This window comes from Streptomyces sp. NPDC001315, from assembly GCF_042896175.1.
GTDB lineage: Bacteria > Actinomycetota > Actinomycetes > Streptomycetales > Streptomycetaceae > Streptomyces.
Genome location: NZ_JBIAWZ010000010.1, coordinates 249,373 through 265,224 on the forward strand (window position 1 = coordinate 249,373; position 15,852 = coordinate 265,224).

Sequence of the window (15,852 nt, forward strand, 5' to 3'; positions counted from 1 at the left end):
GCTGCCGGAGGTTAGCTCAGTCTGAATGTCGTAGTGGCACGGGGCCGTGCTGGTTGTACCACTCGGTGGACAGCACTTTCCGTTGCGCGGTCGGGGGCGTTTTCGACGGCACCCCTCGGGCCTGGTGACACCATCCCCAGGTCATCCCATCGACAGGGGCAACAGACATGTTGGGCCGGAGGGCAGCGGCCCTCTTGCAGGACCGTGAAACTCAAGCGCCCGGCCCAGATCGCCTACTGTGCTCAGCTTCGGGACTGTCCGGCACAGAGCCTTGAGCACCGGATGACGGCGCGGGCCCTGCGATCCACCGCCCAGCGCATCCAAGCCCTGCAGGCCGAGGCCAAGAATCTCGATAAGGACACCCACGCCTTGGTCGCAGAGCTGGCTCCGGAGCTCCTCGACCTGCTCGGCGTCGGTCCGATCACCGCGGCTCAGACCCTGGTCAGCTGGTCCCACCAGGGACGATTTCGTTCCGAAGCGGCCTTCGCGTGCTTTGTCGGCGTCTCGCCTATTCCCGCATCGTCCGGACTCACCAACAGGCACCGGCTCAACCGCAGCGGAGGCCGGCAGCTCAACCGGGCCCTGCACACCATCACCTTGATCCGCATGCGGCTCGACCCCGTCACGAACGCGTACGTCGCTCGGAGGATCACTGAGGGAAAGACCGCCCGCGACGCGCAGCGATGCCTCAAGCGCGTCATCTGCCGCCAACTCTTCAAGACCCTCGAACGGATCGACCGCCCCACGCCCAGGAGCATCGTGGATCTTGTTCAAGCGGCTTGACACGACATAGCAGCCTCGGGCCCCTATCTTCTTCGTCGAGGCTGTGCAACCGGGTTTGTGGCTGTTTATCCCGTTCATGCGACGAGGGTGATGGCGGGTGTTCGGGGCTCCTAGAAGGTTCCGTTGCGGAGCATGGCGAACAGGACGCTGATGCAGAGAAGGGCCTGGGTGTGGGTCTTTCCGCGGGCGCGTTGTTTGTCGTAGTAGGTCCGGGAGGCGGGATCGGCGTTCATGCGGGCGAAGGCGGAGAGGAACATGGCACCTTTGAGCTGCCGGTTTCCGCCTCGTGGCGCGTGTTCGCCGTGGAGCGAGGTCCCGAATTATCCGGTGGTGGGGGCGAGCCCGGCGTAGGACCTGTGACAGGCCCGTGGCCGGGCCTCGCGTCATGGAACGGAAGTGCCGCCGACCAACGAGCCGGTCCGAACCCGGCTCACCCATCGCCTCCCACACTCACGGGCCGCAGGTCAGTCCGGTCCTCGGAGCGGGCAGCGTGCCTGCCGGCCAGGCGGCCCGAGATCATGGCCCAGGCGATGTGCAGGCCATGATTGAGAAGTTGGAGTCCGCCCTGCCCGGTCGAGCCGGCCGCCCACAGTCCCGGTACCGGGGCGCCGTCCTCGCGTACGACGCGCAAAGCGGTGTCGACCGCGAGGCCTCCGTCCGCGAGAGTGACGTAGGAGTTCATGGGGCCCAGGGCATAAAACGGACCTTTGCGCATGCCGGTGCCGAGGTGCTCTCTGCCGTGGTCGCCGTCGGCTCCGGCGGTGACCTGGTCGTTCCACCGGTCGACGGTCGCGCGCAACCGCGCGCCGTCGACGCCGATCTCGGCGGCGAGTTCCTCGATCGTGGCCGCCTTGTGAAAGACGTCGGGCCGGTAACGCCGGTAGTCCGGGACGTAGGCGTAGGCCACGCCAGGGAAGGTCGACACCGGGTTGGGCCAGGCGGAGAACTTCTCAGCGACCGTGGCATCGAAGATCATGTACGCGCTGTTGGCGTCGGTGGCGGCAACAGCGCGGGCCATGGCCTTGTCCGAGTCCTCGTTGGCCAGGCGCCGACCGTCCGGGCCGACGAGCACCGCACCGGACCGGTACATGGTGTTGTTCGGTCCGATCCAGCTGGTCAGGGCGCCACGGATCACGTAGGCCAGCAGGTTCTTCGGAAGCTTCTCGACGACCAGGCGCATCGCCTTCATCAGTCCTGGTACGGAGGGCAGCGACTTGATCAGGTCCCTGCGCTGTGAGGGGGCGAAGCGCAGGCCTTCGTAGAGGCGGTCCATCTGCGTCAGGACACCGCCGACCTCGGCGCCGAGCAGGAAGCCGTCACCGGTGTTGTGCGGGTTGACCGGGGGAATCCTGGCGGCGTCCTCGCCGACGTGCTTGGCCTTGAGCTCGGTGGACGCGGAGTAGTCACCGGTGGCGAGGACCACTCCGCGCCGCCCGATGTAGTCGGTGCCGTCCGCGCGAGCCCCGATGATCTCGCCGTCGGCATTGCGCAGGAGCCTGTCGACCCGCATCGAGGTGCGGATCGTCACGCCCCGCTTCCCGCACTCGCGCAGCAGTGCCGTCCGGTAGGCGGTGGAATTGGGCAGAACGTTGTGCATGCGGGGTTTCTCGTAAGGGGGTTCCGGCGTCGGACCGAGGAACTGGACGCCAATGCTGGAGAGCCACTCGATCGTCGGGCCCGCGTTCTCGGCGAGGACGCGCCGGAGTTCCTTGTTCTCCCGTTCCTCGAACGGCCCGTTGGCGACCTTCATGTCCTCGACGAACAGGTCGATGCTGTCGTTGACGCCTGCCCGGTACTGGTACGACGTGTTCGCCGCGGTGAACGACCCGACGGACATCGCCGTGCTTCCGCCCACCTGCGGGCATTTCTCCAGCACCATCACAGACGCGCCGCTGGTGGCCGCGGAGATCGCGGCACTCATGCCCGAGCCGCCGCCGCCGATCACCAGGACGTCCGTCGTACGCACCATGTGGGAAGCCTCCTTGTCCATCTCCGGCATGCTCACGCCCGACCCGCGAGCGAGGTGTCCTCCGTGGCCTGCGGCAACACCGCGCGGGCGGCGGAGGCGCCTGCCCAGCGACCGGTGATGTAGCCGGGGGCGAGGCCCCCCGCGTAGCCGTAGTTGGACAGTCCGCCGATGTCGGCGCCGGCGGCGTAGAGGCCGGGGACAGGGCGGCCGTCGTGGTCGAGGGCCTCACCGTGCTCGTTGGTGCGGATGCCGCCGAAGGTGAACGTGATGGACGGCTGGACCAGCAGCGCGTAGAACGGGGCGGTCCGCGGCGGCCGGGCCGTCGCGGCGACCGGGACCGCGCGGGCCACGCCGCCACCCGCGTTTGCGACCGCCTGGTAACGGTCCAGTGTGGCTCCCAGGTTGGCCCGGTCGATGCCCCAGGCCGCGATCGCGTCGACGAGTTCCTCGATGGTGTCCGCCTCCGCGTGGGTGGCACCTGCCTCGACGGCGACGGCGTAGCGGTCGATCGTGCCCAGACCCGGGAACGGCTCCGAGGTGCCCTCGGTGGTGCGCACGTGGTGATCGAAGATGAGTACGCCCCTGGCCTCGGGCTGGAAGGTGAGGGACTGGTTGAGCAGTTCGTCGCCGAGGGTCTCGTCCACGAACCGTTCGCCGCGCAGATTCACGAGCACCGCGGAGCCGGAGTAGTACTGCGAGAACGGCAGATAGTCCGAGGGCTCGAAACGCTTCACCGGGCAGCCGATGAGGTGTCCGTAGAACGTGCTCATCGCCGTCGTCCCGCCCGCGCCGGCACCGCGGGCCAGACGCAGACCGTCGCCGACGCTGCCCGGGTTGGAGCGCAGCAGCAGCCGGTCGGCGTTGGGGCCGATGTACCTGGTGAGCTCGTCCCGGGCGCCCTGGAAACCGCCGGTGGTCAGCACCACGGCGGGGGCCTGGTAGTGGACCTGCGCGCCGCCCTTCTCGCGGACGACGACGCCGGTGACCCGGAGGCCGTCGTGAAGGAGACCGAGGACGGGGGCGTCCGTGCGTGTCTCTCCGCCCGCGGTCACCACCTTGTCGCGGCACCAGGCGAGGATCGCGTTGATGTCGGTGGAGTAGCCGATGCCGTAGGTCATGATGCCGAGCTGTGGCTCGTCGGCGACCCGTGCTCCGCCGGCCCGCAGTTCGGCGAGTGCCTCGGGATAGTCCTGGACCAGCCTGGCACCGAGTTCGGCGTTGCCGAGGGGGATCCGCTTGCGGAAGGCGTCCAGGTCGGGCGCGGTCCAGAACATGCCCGCCGAAAGAGCCGCGGATCCGCCGAAGGTCCCCAGCTTCTCCAGCAGGGCCACCTTGGCGCCCGCCCGGGCGGCGGTCATGGCGGCGGCGGATCCGGAGACACCCGAACCGACGACCACGACGTCGAACTCCCGTATGTCCTGCACAACTTGGTCGGTCATGTCGTATGTCCTCTCATCTGTGTCGGTCACGTTGTGCGCCCGCTCCTCCGTCTCACGCGGCCTCCGCGCGGACGCGTGCGGCGAACGGCCGGGACGAGGTTCACGCGACCCGGCGGGAGGCGGCGTGCGCGGCGACGACACGGCCGAAGACGGCGCCCTTCCCGAGCGATGTGCCGGTCATGTAGGCGGCGCCGTGGAATCCGCCGGTCACCTCGCCGATCGCGTACAAACCCTCGATGACGTCGCCGTCCACGTCCACGACCTGGCCGTCGGTGTTGATCGTGAGTCCGCAGTACGTGGTGGTCATCAGCGACTTGGCCGGATAGGCGTAGAAGGGAGCGGTGTCGAGGGGCAGCAGTTCGCCCACCCCGTTGCACAGACTGGTGCGGCCGACCTCGTCATCGGAGACTCCCGCGGTGGCGGCGTTGTAGCGCTTCACCGTGTCCGCCAGCGCGGCGGCGTCGACACCGGCGGCCTCGGCGAGCTCCTCCAGGGTGTCGGCCTTGTGTACGTGGCCGATCTCCTCCAGGGAGTCAATGTCCTTGAGCGGGATGCCCCGGTGAGACTTGGCGCGCACCTTGGCGTCGAAGACCTCGATCCCGAGGCCGTCGGGCTGGTCCAGGACCACGCGGCCGAGTGTTTTGTAGTCCTGTGACTCGTCGACGAATCGGCGGCCGTCCTTGTTCACGATGATCGCGCCCATGTAGTAGGCGGTGAGCAGCTCGTGGAACTCCTCGCCGGTCTCCGGGTGGGAACCGTAGGTGCCGGAGACGAAGGACATGTCGGCCATGCCGGCGCCCAGCTTCCACGCCATCCTCAGGCCGTCACCGGTGTTGCCCCTGCCGCCGTAGGGGATTGCGGCGAGCTGTTCGGGGGCGAAGACCTTCAGCATCTCGGTGCCCCGGGAAAACCCTCCGGTGGCCAGCACCACCCCGGCCCGGCCGCTGAACAGGTACTCGCTCCCTCCGTGGTCGGCCACCACGCCGGTCACCGCACCCGTTGCGCCGCGCACGAGCCGGACCGCGCGGTGTTCGAGACGGGTCTGCCCGCCCGCCGCGGTGAAGTCCCGGTGCAGACCCGCGAGGACGTCCTTGATGGCGGAATTATGGCTGCGCCGGGCCGACTGTCCCGAGCTGATCTCCACTTCACGGAAGACCACTCCGTGCGCCTTAAGCCAGCGGTAGGTCTCCTCCTGGTGGGAGAGGTATGTCTCCAGCAGCGCACGGTCGTTGAGCCGCCCGCCCACTTCCAGCATGTCCTTGAGGAACAGCTCGGGGGAGTCCTCGACGCCTTCCGCGGCCTGTTCCTCGGTGCCCGTGAATGCGAACCAGCCGCCGCTCATCGCGGACGAACCGCCCAGCCTGCCGGTCTTCTCCAGCAGCAGGACCGAGAGGCCGGCCTCGGCGGCGGAGGTCGCCGCCGTCTGCCCCGCTATGCCGGAACCGACGACGACGAGGTCATAGGTTTCTTCAGAAATGGTCATACCGCTTTGCTCCCGTGCGTTGACGATCGGTTTGCTGACTCGTGCGCTCCTGCGCTCGTGCGGTCCTGAGCTCCTGAGCTCGTGCGGGCGGCGAAGATGTGCGTGAGGCGGGGCGCCCGGCTGCCCGGCGAAGGCGTTCCCGAGACGGTCCGCCCGGCCGCCCGGCGGTCAACAGGTGAGCCATCCGCCGTTGACGTCGATGCTCGCTCCGGTGATGTAGGAGGCCCGGTCGCTCGCCAGGAACTCGACCGCATCCGCGATCTCCTCGGGCGTCGCGAACCGCCTCATCGGCACCTGGGCGAGGAGGCGTTCGTCCACCGGAACGTCGCCCATCATCGGGGTCCGCACGAAGCCTGGCGCCACGCCGTTGACCCTGATCCGGAACGGCGCCAGTTCGCGCGAGAGGCTCGCGGTGAGGTTTTGCAGCGCCGCCTTGCTCGCCCCGTAGGCGACCGTCGACGGCAGGAACGGCGGGCTGGCGTCGCCCTCGGGGCTTCCGGTGCCGATCTTCGCCGCGACGGACAGCAGGTTCACGATGCCGGCGCTGCCGTCGGTCGGCATGTGCCGAAACGCCTCGCGGATCAGGAAGAAGGGCGCGCTGACATTGACCGCCATCACGGCGTTCCACTCGCTGTCGGTCAGCTCGTGGAAGGGAATCTTCGCGCCCTGCCGCTTCGGGGAAATGCCCACCGCGTTGATCAGCAGCCCGATCGGGGCGATGCCCGCCGCGAAGTCAGCGAGTTCCCGATTCACCGAAGATGACGTCAAGTCCCCGGCGAAGCCTCGGTGTTCGACGCCCTCGACCCGGGGCAGCGAGCGTGCTGCCGAGTCGGCGGACGCCGCGTCGATGTCGGCGACGACGACGGCATGGCCCCGCTCCGCGAGTCGGTGGGCGATGGCGCGGCCGATCCCTCCCGCACCCCCGGTGACGACGGCGGTACGGGCCCGCACCGGCTTCTCGTCGCCCGCCGGTGCCGTTGCGTGGTCGACAGTGGTGGTCATCATCGCTCCTCGTTCTGGGGCTGCTGGTGGTGCTGGTGGTGCTGGCAGTTCTGATGGTGGTCGTGGTGGTCGTGGCGCTCGGCCAGCGCCGTGTCGGGGTCGCCACCGACGACGGGCAGCGAGCGGATCGGCGAGAACGAGGTCGGGTACATGATCTTGTTCGACATGCTCATGATCATTGGGCGGATGACCGACAGACACTGCTGCCACTGCTCGTTCTCGGCGAGTTCGGCCCGCCTGCGTCTGCGGTCCTCCAGATCGCTGTAGGCCCAGAAGTGGTTCAGCTCGTTCTGGGTGCCGAACTCCGTCACGAAGTAGCCGAGGAACCCGCCCAGGATCGGCTTCTGCACGGGCAGGCCGATGCGGGCGTACGCATCGAGGTACTCGCTGAGCTTCGCCCCCGTGTGCAGGACGTAGGTCCGCTGTTCGACGATCACCTCACCACTCCGTCCCCGGTCTGCACGGCCGCCCGTCCCTCGGGTGTGTCAGCGGGCCCGCCCGCCGCCGGCCCTGACTTGTCGAAGTGATGCCTGGCGCCCTCAAGGGTCTTGTAGTCACTCATCAGCGCCATGTTCACGAGGGCGGCGACCGTGACGCCCACCCAGAAGACCGTGATGCTGAGCGTGCCCCCTCCGCTCAGGCCGGTCAGCCAGGAGGCGAGGAACGGCGCCGGCGCGGCGAACACCAGGTTCGTGCCGGTCAGCGCCAGGGCCGAACCGGTGTAGCGCATCCGGGTGGGGAACGCCTCGGCGAACAGAGCGGCCTGGCCGGCGTTCCCGAACTGCGCGCTCACCAGGGCGAAAGCGACCATCGCGAGGGCGACGGGGAAGCTCCCCGTGTCGACGACCGGGAAGAAGACCACAGCGGCGAACAGGGTGCCCGCGGATCCGATCATCAGGATCTTCCGGCGCCCGTGGACATCGGCGAGCCGGCCGCCCCACCAGATCGCGATGACCGACAGGAAATTGGAGATCAGGATGATGGTGAAGGTGTTGCTGCGGCTGAAGCCGAGGTCGGCCAGGTAGCTCAGGCCGAAGACGGAGACGATGTAGAAGGTCACCACGATCGGCGCGTAGGCCAGCATCAGCCGCAGGATCGTCCACCCGTGGCCGCGAATCACCGCGGCGGGGCCGGTGCTCCGCTGGGCCGGCGCCTCGGCCTTCTCCGCGAAGACAGGGGTCTCCTCGACCTTGGTCCGGATATAGATGCCGACCGCGACAAGCAGAATGCTCATCAGGAACGGAACTCTCCAGCCCCAGGATATGAATGCGTCCTCGCTCAGGACACCGGACAGGACCGCGAGGAGCACGTTGGCGGCGACCTGACTGACCGGTGAGCCCATACCCATCAGCGCGCCGTAGAAGGCCCGGCGATCACCGGGCGCGTGCTCCATCGTCATCAGCTGCGACCCCGTGGCCTCGCCGCCCAGCGCGAAGCCCTGGATGAACCGCATCGCGACCAGCAACAACGGTGCCGCGAACCCGATCGAGGAGTAGGGCGGCAGCAGCCCGATGACGAGCGAGGCGAGACCCATCGATATGAAGGTCGTCAGCAGTACGTTGCGCCGGCCGACGCGGTCACCGATGTGCCCGAAGGCGAACCCGCCAACCGGCCGCGCGAAGAATCCGACGCCGAACGTGGCGAACGACGCGAGCAGCCCCATTGCGGGATCCAGCTTGTCGAAGAACAGCTTGGGGAACACGGTCGCCGACATCGCCCCGTATACGGAGAAGTCGAACCACTCGAGCGCGGAACCGAAGGTCCCGCTGGTAACCGCCCGCTTGGCCTGCGGCGAAGCGGGCGTCGTGGGGCGCAGCGGGAGTCTCATTCTGCCTGCGGAGAACATACTCGTTGCGACTCCTTCGTCACGGATTGAGCATGGGCGGGTGTCGTGGTGCAGGAGGGCAGGGCGACTGCCGGGGGCGGGGGTGACTGCCGGCCGTGTTCGGCCGAGTGCGGATCGCGCACCGGATGTTCGCCGTCGCGACGGCGGTTGGCGGCTGTCGCATCGAGGCCCTTTCGCCGGGGCCACTGTGTCGGGGCCGTCGGCGGCGGCCATTTCTGTCGGCGGACTCGCGGGTCGTCCCTCCCGCTCGCTGACAGGAAACCTAACGACCTGTTGCGCCGAGCACAATACTCGGTAGCATAATTGTGTGATACGCAAAGATGCAGGTCAGGGCAGGGTTGAGGCGGTTCACCGGGCGTTGGTGCTCCTCAAAATCATGGGCAAGGAGGGCTCGCTGAGCGTCACGGAAGCGGCCGCCGTCCTGGACGTGAACCCCTCGACAGCGCAGCGGCTGCTCGCCACGCTCGTGGGTGACGGCTTCGCGGTACAGGGCGCCGGGAAACGGTATGAGCCGGGACCCGAGTTCCTCGGCCCCGGAGCCGCACGGAACGTACCGCCGTTGCGGGAGAAGCTGCGGCCCTACTTGGAGCGGCTGTTCGAGCGCGTTGGCGAGACGGTGCACGTCGCGACGCTGATCGGGACGGAGATCCGCCACCTCGACGGCGTCGAGGCGACGCATCACGCGCTGCGCTTCGGCCTGCGTACGGGGGTCACCCTCCCCGCGCACAGGACGTCGGCCGGGAAAGCCATGCTCGCCGATCTGCCCGCCGACGATCTCGACGCCAGATACCACGTCGCACTCTCCGGCGCTCGTGGCCGCGGGAAGGAAATTGATCTCGCTGTACTTCGTGAGCAGTTGGAGCGGACCCGGCGCCGGGGATTCGCCACCAACTTCGAGGAGAGCGAGAGCGGAGTCGCCGCGTTCGCGGTGGCCCTCGGGACGATCGACGGGGAGCGGGCGGCCTTCAGCCTCGCCATGCCGGTCGCCCGGTGCAGCAGGTCGGACATCCCGAAGTTCGCCAGACAGTTGATCGGCACGGCGAGCGAGGCCCGCGAGGCGCTCGGCCTCTGACCGGCTCCTTGGAAGTGCTCGCGGAGGCCGAGGACGAGATGCTCGCGCCACTGACCCCCTCACAACGCGCTGGCCCATCTCCTCACCGTCCTTGTGGCTCACCATGGGCAGAACCTGTGAGGGGACCGCGTGGGCGGCGACCGTCGGTGGCCGCTGGCGTGGTGCCCGCGGCAGCCGACGGTCCCGGGGAGGTCGCGCTGCGGTTCGAGACCCCGGCGACCTTCGCGATGTACAACGCCGACGAGCGCGCCCGCGCTGCTTCGATCCGTGGCGTGGACCGGGTCAGCGGCTGGGCCAGGACCTCGCCCCATGCACCGATTCTCGCAGCGCCCGCAGACAACGGGCACACGAACGCTGGTAGCGGGCGCTTGCCGGGGACGTCCACCGCGAGGGCGCATCCAGCACATGAGACTGGGACGGCGACGACCAGTGAGATCTACCGAGAGTCGTCTCCCGCACCCCACTCCTCTCCATCGTGCACGACCTGCCGATGCCGCGCGGGACGGGGTGAGTTGCGGCGCCTGGCGTAGCTACGATTGGGGTTGTCTTAACGGAGTTTGGTGGACACGAACAGGGATAATCCCAACCGCCAGGTGCGGCTGAGCTTCCTGGGCTGATGCGCGTGAGGGAGTGTAGAGCGTCGAATTCCGGCCGCACCGAGTATCCCTTGGCTCGTGCGTGATCCGTTGCTGGACTCCGCTGCTGTACAGCACAGCGGCTGCAATGCTCACCCCGGAGGGGTGCAGTTCTTCGTCTGCGTCCGCGGCTGCCGCAGCCGGGCCGCGAGCTCCCCCGGCAGGACGTCCCGGTTTGCCGGAGTGAGCTGGACGACCTCGATGTCGGCGCGTCGCTTGAGGGCGTCGGTGAACGGATCGCGGTGCGTGTGGACCGTGGCGACGACGTCGACCTCTGCGAGGAACAGCGCGTCGACCGCGTGCCGGAACGCCGTGCACGCCAGTTCCATCCGCCCCAGCTCGTCGATGAGCACCAGCCGCCCTGTAGCCTCCTCGGTTGCTGCCGGCCGAAGCGACGGCAGCGCCAGTCGTTCCATGACGCCCAGGTCGACGCCGTATTTCCCTACCCGTGGTGGGCCGGGCAGGTCGACATGGGCGAGTACCTCCCGTCGGCCTGCCAGAGTCTCCAGGGCGAACCCGACGCGGGCGCCGGATTGCCGGATCTCCTCGGTGGTGAAGCCGGTGACCGCGTGGGCGGGCAGCAGCGCGGCCAGCCGACGGAGGGCGGTCGTCTTGCCCGTGCCGGGGCGGCTTTCGAGCAGGATCCTTGTCGGCACACTGCCATCTTCACCCCCGCTTCCGGCGGCGGCCCGGGTGGGCTCGGCCGAACGGGGGTTTTGCAGTGCGGACCGGTGCCGGAGCCGCCGTTGCGGGTATGGCGGCGCGCATGAGCGGAATTGAACTCAGCAGCACCGCGTTCGACGACAAGACGGTGATCCCCCGTCGGTACAGCGGGGAGGGTGAGAACATCTCACCGCCCCTGACCTGGTCGGGGGTGCCCCAGGAGGCCACGGAGCTGGTGCTCCTGTGCGAGGACCCGGACGCGCCGGGGACGACTTTCCTGCACTGGCTGGTGACCGGCATCGATCCGGGGACCACCGGGACGGCGGAGGGCCAGAAGCCCCACGGGGGCCTGCCGTGGCCCAACGGCTTCGGCCGCGTGGGCTGGGGAGGGCCGATGCCTCCACCGGGGCACGGGCCGCACCGCTACTTCTTCCGCCTGTACGCCCTGTCCGAGCCGCTGCCGCTGCACGACCACCCGGGCGCCGAGGACGTGCACCGTGCCCTGAAGGGCAGGGAGCTGGCCTCCGGCACCCTGGTCGGGACCTATCAGCGGTGACGCGTCACCGCTGGTCGTAGCCATGGGCGCCGTACAGCCGGACGAACCGGGCCGCGGTGACCGTCCTGCGTTGCACCAGGCCGCGGGCCCGCCGCTCGTACAGCTCGACGCGCTCCTGCCCGCCCGGCCCGATCGGCTGGACGAGCCGACCACCGGCGCGGAGCTGATCCACGAGCGGCTCAGGCACTACGGGGTCCCCGGGTCGGTGTACCGCAGCAGGGCGCCCACGCCCTCGTACAGCCTCAGCTCGCTCTCGGGTACGACGACCAGCTCGGCACGGGTGCCGACGATGGCCCGGACGAGGGCCTCGTCGGCGCGTTCCTCGCGCGGGGCCCGCACGCCGAAGGACATCAGCTCCGCCTCGGTCAGGGCGAGCTGAGTGGGCTGGGAGCCCGCCCAGAGCCGCAGCGAGGACCCTGGCGGCCGGTTCAGCAGCAGTGCCGCGACCTGGCCGCGCTGGAGGGCGGCGATGGTGGCGGCCAGCCCTTCCGTCATGGGTCCGTCCAGGGCACGCCGGCCGATGAAGATGTCCACGAGTTCCCGGTCGTGCGTGGCCATGCGGCCGCGGAAGACGCCGTCGAGCTGTGGCTCCAACAGGGCGCGTCCGGTGTCGGTGGGGGTCCGGCCGCCCACGCGTACGACCTTGTCCCGCAGGGTGTGCGGCAGGCGGCGGATCAGTACGTTGCACGCCCACTCGTCCCCGCCCACGACGACGGCGTCGGCATGGGCGCGCCGCGCCCGTTCGTCCAGCCGGTGGCCGAGCCGGAGGGAGGTGTGGTGCCAGGTCGCCACCGCGACCCTGCGGTGCAGTCGCTCACCCGGGGTGACGGTGGACGCGGGCCAGGTGCCGGTCTCCGCCTCCAGAGTCACCCAGCCGTGGGTCTCGGCAGTCGGAAGGCCGCCGTAGTGGACGACTACGGCCATGTAGGGGATCTCCGGAACGTGCTGGGTGACCAGAGGCATCGCGTCCGGCAGGGTGCTGTAGCGCGCGGAGTCGTGCTCGGGCGGCCTGGGCAGCTCCCCGTCCAGGACGAGCGTGCCGTGGGCGGCGAAGATGGCCTGACCGTGCACCCCCGGCACCTCTGTGTCGGCGCCGACCACCTCCTCCAGTACGTTCAGCAGCGCCCGGTCCGAGCCCTGACGGGACAGACTCTCGCGCAGCCGCTGCCAGCGCAGCGCGATCGCCCGCTCCGGATGCTCGACGTTTCGGGAGGTGTCCAGGTACACGGAGGCGAACGGGCCCGGCTGCGCATAGAGGGGATTAAGGAACGACAACCTCATCGCCACTCCTCGTCGATGGTCTTCCCTCCTTCGATGATGCGCGCCTCGGGGGCGATGGAGTTCGATGAGCGGCAAAGCGGTACGGAACGCGGGGCGGTCAGGCGCCGGCCGGCAACAGCCGGCCCGCCTACGGGATGTCACCGGCCGAGCCGGGAACCGGGGCCGGCCTGGCGGCTTCTCCCGTCCTTGCGAACGCGCTGGTCTGCCTGAGGAGTTCCTCGCCCCCCAGACTCACCCACCACGGTGCCCGGCGGGGACCGACCGAGCAGCGGCCCGGCCCCTACGTCCAGGGCGGTCCGGAGGCACCGGGGACGGGGGAGGGGCGGGACGCGCACACGCGTCCCGCCCCTCCCCGGCCGTACCCGGGCCGCCGTGCCGGCTCAGGCCGTCGGCACGGTCACCTCGCCGGTCCCGGTGGCGCTCGCGCCGCCCGCGACCCGCACGGTGAACGGCTTGTCGCTGCCCTCCGCGGTGACGCGCAGCGTGTCGCCGTCACGCCGGACGTGGAAGGTGGCGGCGGTGGTGCCGTTCTGGTCCGGGACGGTCACGGTGCGCTCGTAGCCGGCCTCGGCGGTCGGGTGGACCAGCAGGGTGGTGCCGTCCAGCCAGTCGCCGTCGGGGCGCTGGTCGTCGGCGGACAGCGGCAGTACGGCGCCCTCGCGGACGTACAGCGGAAGGCTGTCGTAGCCGTGGCGCTCGGTGCGCCAGGCCGGGCCGGTGACCGTCTCGCCGGTGAGCAGATGCGTCCAGGTGCCCTCGGGCAGGTAGACCTCGACCTCTCCGTCCTCGGTGAAGACCGGGGCGACCAGCAGGTCGGCGCCGAGCATGTACTGGCGGTCCAGCGGGCGGCAGGTCGGGTCGCCGGGGAATTCCAGCAGCATCGGGCGCATCGAGGGCACGCCGGTGCGGTGGGCCTCGACACCGACGCCGTACAGGTACGGCATCAGCCGGTGCTTGAGCAGGGTGAATCGGCGGGCGACGTCGACGGCCTCGTCGCCGAACTCCCACGGTACGCGGTAGGAGGAGGAGCCGTGCAGACGGCTGTGCGAGGAGAGCAGGCCGAAGGCCAGCCAGCGCTTGAACACCGAGGCGTCGGGGGTGCCCTCGAAGCCGCCGATGTCGTGGCTCCAGAAGCCGAAGCCACTCAGCGACAGCGACAGCCCTCCGCGCAACGACTCGGCCATGGCCTCGAAGGAGGACCAGCAGTCACCGCCCCAGTGCACGGGATACTGCTGACCGCCCGCGGTCGCGGAGCGGGCGAACAGCACGGCCTCGCCCTGGCCGCGCTCCTTCTCCAGCAACTCGAAGACGGTCCTGTTGTACAGCTCCGCGTAGTAGTTGTGCATCCGCTCGGGGTCCGAGCCGTCGTGCCAGACGACGTCGGTGGGGATGCGCTCGCCGAAGTCGGTCTTGAAGCAGTCGACGCCCTGGTCCAGCAGCGGCTTGAGCTTCGACTGGAACCAGGCGCAGGCGTCGGGGCTGGTGAAGTCGACCAGGCCCATGCCCGCCTGCCACAGGTCCCACTGCCACACGTCGCCGTTGGCGCGGCGCACCAGGTGTCCCAGCTCGGCGGCCTCGTCGAACAGCGGGGACTTCTGGGCGATGTAGGGGTTGATCCAGGCGCTGATCCGCAGGCCCTTGGCCTTCAGCCGGGCCAGCATGCCCTCGGGGTCGGGGAAGACATCCGGGTCCCACTGGAAGTCGCACCACTGGTACTCGCGCATCCAGAAGCAGTCGAAGTGGAACACCGACAGAGGGATGCCACGCTCGGCCATGCCGTCGACGAACGACATCACCGTCGCCTCGTCGTAGGAGGTGGTGAAGGAGGTGGTCAGCCACAGGCCGAAGGACCAGGCCGGTGGCAGGGCCGGGCGCCCGGTGAGGCCGGTGTAGCGGGCGAGGACGTCCTTCGGGGTGGGACCCGCGACGACGTAGTACTCCAGGGCCTGGTCCTCGACGCTGAACTGGACCTGGCCGACGGACTCCGAGCCGACCTCGAAGGAGACCTTGCCGGGGTGGTTGACGAAGACGCCGTAGCCGCGCGACGAGAGGTAGAACGGGATGTTCTTGTACGCCTGCTCGCTGCTGGTGCCACCGTCGGCCTGCCACATGTCGACGACCTGGCCGTTCTTGATGAACGGGGTGAAGCGCTCGCCGAGGCCGTAGACCTGCTCGCCGACGCCGAGGGCGAGCTTGCCCACCATGTGGTGCTCGCCCTGGTCGGTGGTGGCGAAGGCGGCGCCCTTGGCGCCCGCCTGGGTCAGCTCGCGGCCGTCGGCGTCGCGGAAGCTCAGCGCGAAGGGGGCGGAGCTGTCCAGACGCAGGGTGAGGGGGCCGCTGGTCAGCTCGGTGACGCTGCCGTCGGTGCGCACCTCGCCCGCACCGCCCTCGACGCCTCCGACCGTGAACTCGGGGCCGGTCCGGCGCTTGCCGGAGTGATGGGTGAGGCGGACGCCGATGACGCCCTCGGCGGGCGAGAAGCAGTCGACCGAGATGAGCGGCGCGTTCAGCGTGTCGCCCCTGCGTGTCACCCGCTGCACGGCGGCATACGTGGTGAAGCGCTTCGCCTCGGAATGGACGTCACGCACTTCGGTGGCGTAGGCGATCTGTACGCCATCGCGAATACGCCAGAAGCCATTGGTGAACTTCATGATCTTCCTCAGGAGGAGCGGAGGCTGTCGAGCTGGGGGCACAGCAGCGTCACGACGAATTTGATCGTACACAAAACAAATCTGGCCCACGAGCCACTCCTCAGGCTCAAACGGCTCTGATCAGGCCTGATTACACAGAAAGATTCTGTCTTCACCTCGAGCCATGACGAGATGCGCGCCCTGTGGGGCTAGCGCGAGTGCACCCTCTTGGCGTATTAGTCATCACGTCAAACAAAACGGTCCGGCAATGTCGCCGGACTGCGCGACAGCAAGGGCCGCACATGTCGAAGCGCTTCAACGCCACCCCTGAGGACAGGTTCACCTTCGGTCTGTGGACCGTCGGCTGGCAGGGAAGGGATCCGTTCGGTGACGCCACCCGCGGTGCCCTCGACCCGGTCGAGACGGTGCAGCGCCTGGCCGAGCTCGGGGCCTACGGTGTGACCTTCCACGACGACGACCTGATCCCGTTCGG

At 69.2% G+C, this 15,852-nt stretch carries 13 protein-coding genes and 2 pseudogenes; 4 read left to right on the forward strand and 11 right to left on the reverse strand.

From position 1 onward, the window contains the following. The first annotated feature begins 204 nt into the window (after positions 1 to 204). Positions 205 to 783: a transposase gene (locus tag ACFY16_RS26680; protein WP_390649713.1), complete on the forward strand. Its 579-nt coding sequence runs from the start codon at positions 205 to 207 to the stop codon at positions 781 to 783. Positions 784 to 893: 110 nt separating this feature from the next. Here the strand turns inward: ACFY16_RS26680 and ACFY16_RS26685 are convergent. The 7 genes and pseudogenes from ACFY16_RS26685 to ACFY16_RS26715 form a co-directional block, all read right to left on the reverse strand. Beyond that, positions 894 to 1,154, reverse strand: a pseudogene (locus ACFY16_RS26685) (transposase); the annotation flags it as partial. Between the two features lie 59 nt (positions 1,155 to 1,213). Further along, entirely contained in the window at positions 1,214 to 2,752 is a 1,539-nt protein-coding gene (locus tag ACFY16_RS26690; protein WP_390649714.1) for an FAD-dependent oxidoreductase, read from the reverse strand. A gap of 32 nt (positions 2,753 to 2,784) precedes the next feature. Next, a complete protein-coding gene (locus ACFY16_RS26695) occupies positions 2,785 to 4,191 on the reverse strand; it encodes an FAD-dependent oxidoreductase (RefSeq protein ID WP_390649715.1) in 1,407 nt (468 codons plus the stop codon). A 100-nt stretch (positions 4,192 to 4,291) separates the two neighbouring features. Beyond that, positions 4,292 to 5,674 (reverse strand): flavocytochrome c, encoded by a 1,383-nt coding sequence (locus tag ACFY16_RS26700; protein WP_390649716.1) that lies wholly within the window; start codon positions 5,672 to 5,674, stop codon positions 4,292 to 4,294. 168 nt (positions 5,675 to 5,842) lie between these two features. After that, positions 5,843 to 6,676, reverse strand: coding sequence for an SDR family NAD(P)-dependent oxidoreductase (locus tag ACFY16_RS26705; protein WP_390649717.1), 834 nt, complete (start codon positions 6,674 to 6,676; stop codon positions 5,843 to 5,845). Further along, complete coding sequence (locus ACFY16_RS26710; protein ID WP_390649718.1) at positions 6,676 to 7,113, reverse strand: NIPSNAP family protein; 438 nt, start codon at positions 7,111 to 7,113, stop codon at positions 6,676 to 6,678. The genes ACFY16_RS26705 and ACFY16_RS26710 overlap by 1 nt, the downstream gene beginning before the upstream one ends. Next, entirely contained in the window at positions 7,110 to 8,504 is a 1,395-nt protein-coding gene (locus ACFY16_RS26715) for an MFS transporter (protein WP_390649719.1), read from the reverse strand. The genes ACFY16_RS26710 and ACFY16_RS26715 overlap by 4 nt, the downstream gene beginning before the upstream one ends. Before the next feature lie 325 nt (positions 8,505 to 8,829). On the opposite strand from ACFY16_RS26715, the gene ACFY16_RS26720 reads away from it, so the two are divergent. Next, entirely contained in the window at positions 8,830 to 9,594 is a 765-nt protein-coding gene (locus ACFY16_RS26720; RefSeq protein ID WP_390649720.1) for an IclR family transcriptional regulator, read from the forward strand. Positions 9,595 to 10,321: 727 nt separating this feature from the next. On the opposite strand, the gene ACFY16_RS26725 is transcribed toward ACFY16_RS26720, so the two are convergent. Beyond that, a complete protein-coding gene (locus ACFY16_RS26725) occupies positions 10,322 to 10,885 on the reverse strand; it encodes a nucleoside-triphosphatase (RefSeq protein WP_390649721.1) in 564 nt (187 codons plus the stop codon). A gap of 110 nt (positions 10,886 to 10,995) precedes the next feature. Between ACFY16_RS26725 and ACFY16_RS26730 the strand changes: the two genes are divergently transcribed. Continuing rightward, positions 10,996 to 11,448 (forward strand): YbhB/YbcL family Raf kinase inhibitor-like protein, encoded by a 453-nt coding sequence (locus ACFY16_RS26730; protein ID WP_390649722.1) that lies wholly within the window; start codon positions 10,996 to 10,998, stop codon positions 11,446 to 11,448. 4 nt (positions 11,449 to 11,452) lie between these two features. Here the strand turns inward: ACFY16_RS26730 and ACFY16_RS26735 are convergent, their stop codons facing one another. The 3 genes from ACFY16_RS26735 to yicI all read right to left on the reverse strand — a co-directional run bounded on the left by ACFY16_RS26735 (position 11,453) and on the right by yicI (position 15,380). Beyond that, on the reverse strand, positions 11,453 to 11,635 hold the full coding sequence (locus tag ACFY16_RS26735) for a hypothetical protein (protein ID WP_390649723.1): 183 nt from the start codon (positions 11,633 to 11,635) through the stop codon (positions 11,453 to 11,455). Next, on the reverse strand, positions 11,635 to 12,729 hold the full coding sequence (locus ACFY16_RS26740; RefSeq protein WP_390649724.1) for a hypothetical protein: 1,095 nt from the start codon (positions 12,727 to 12,729) through the stop codon (positions 11,635 to 11,637). The genes ACFY16_RS26735 and ACFY16_RS26740 overlap by 1 nt, the downstream gene beginning before the upstream one ends. Positions 12,730 to 13,109: 380 nt before the next feature. Then, positions 13,110 to 15,380 (reverse strand): alpha-xylosidase, encoded by a 2,271-nt coding sequence (yicI, locus tag ACFY16_RS26745; RefSeq protein ID WP_390649725.1) that lies wholly within the window; start codon positions 15,378 to 15,380, stop codon positions 13,110 to 13,112. 281 nt (positions 15,381 to 15,661) lie between these two features. On the opposite strand from yicI, the pseudogene ACFY16_RS26750 reads away from it, so the two are divergent. Further along, positions 15,662 to 15,852 (forward strand): annotated as a pseudogene (locus ACFY16_RS26750) (xylose isomerase); the annotation flags it as partial.

Coding starts and splice junctions, on each gene's coding strand:
- ACFY16_RS26690 (WP_390649714.1), bottom strand. CDS start 2,752: ATGGTGCGTACGACGGACGTCCTGGTGATCGGCGGCGGCGGCTCGGGC.
- yicI (WP_390649725.1), bottom strand. CDS start 15,380: ATGAAGTTCACCAATGGCTTCTGGCGTATTCGCGATGGCGTACAGATC.
- ACFY16_RS26740 (WP_390649724.1), bottom strand. CDS start 12,729: ATGAGGTTGTCGTTCCTTAATCCCCTCTATGCGCAGCCGGGCCCGTTC.
- ACFY16_RS26700 (WP_390649716.1), bottom strand. CDS start 5,674: ATGACCATTTCTGAAGAAACCTATGACCTCGTCGTCGTCGGTTCCGGC.
- ACFY16_RS26695 (WP_390649715.1), bottom strand. CDS start 4,191: ATGACCGACCAAGTTGTGCAGGACATACGGGAGTTCGACGTCGTGGTC.
- ACFY16_RS26705 (WP_390649717.1), bottom strand. CDS start 6,676: ATGACCACCACTGTCGACCACGCAACGGCACCGGCGGGCGACGAGAAG.
- ACFY16_RS26715 (WP_390649719.1), bottom strand. CDS start 8,504: ATGAGACTCCCGCTGCGCCCCACGACGCCCGCTTCGCCGCAGGCCAAG.
- ACFY16_RS26730 (WP_390649722.1), top strand. CDS start 10,996: ATGAGCGGAATTGAACTCAGCAGCACCGCGTTCGACGACAAGACGGTG.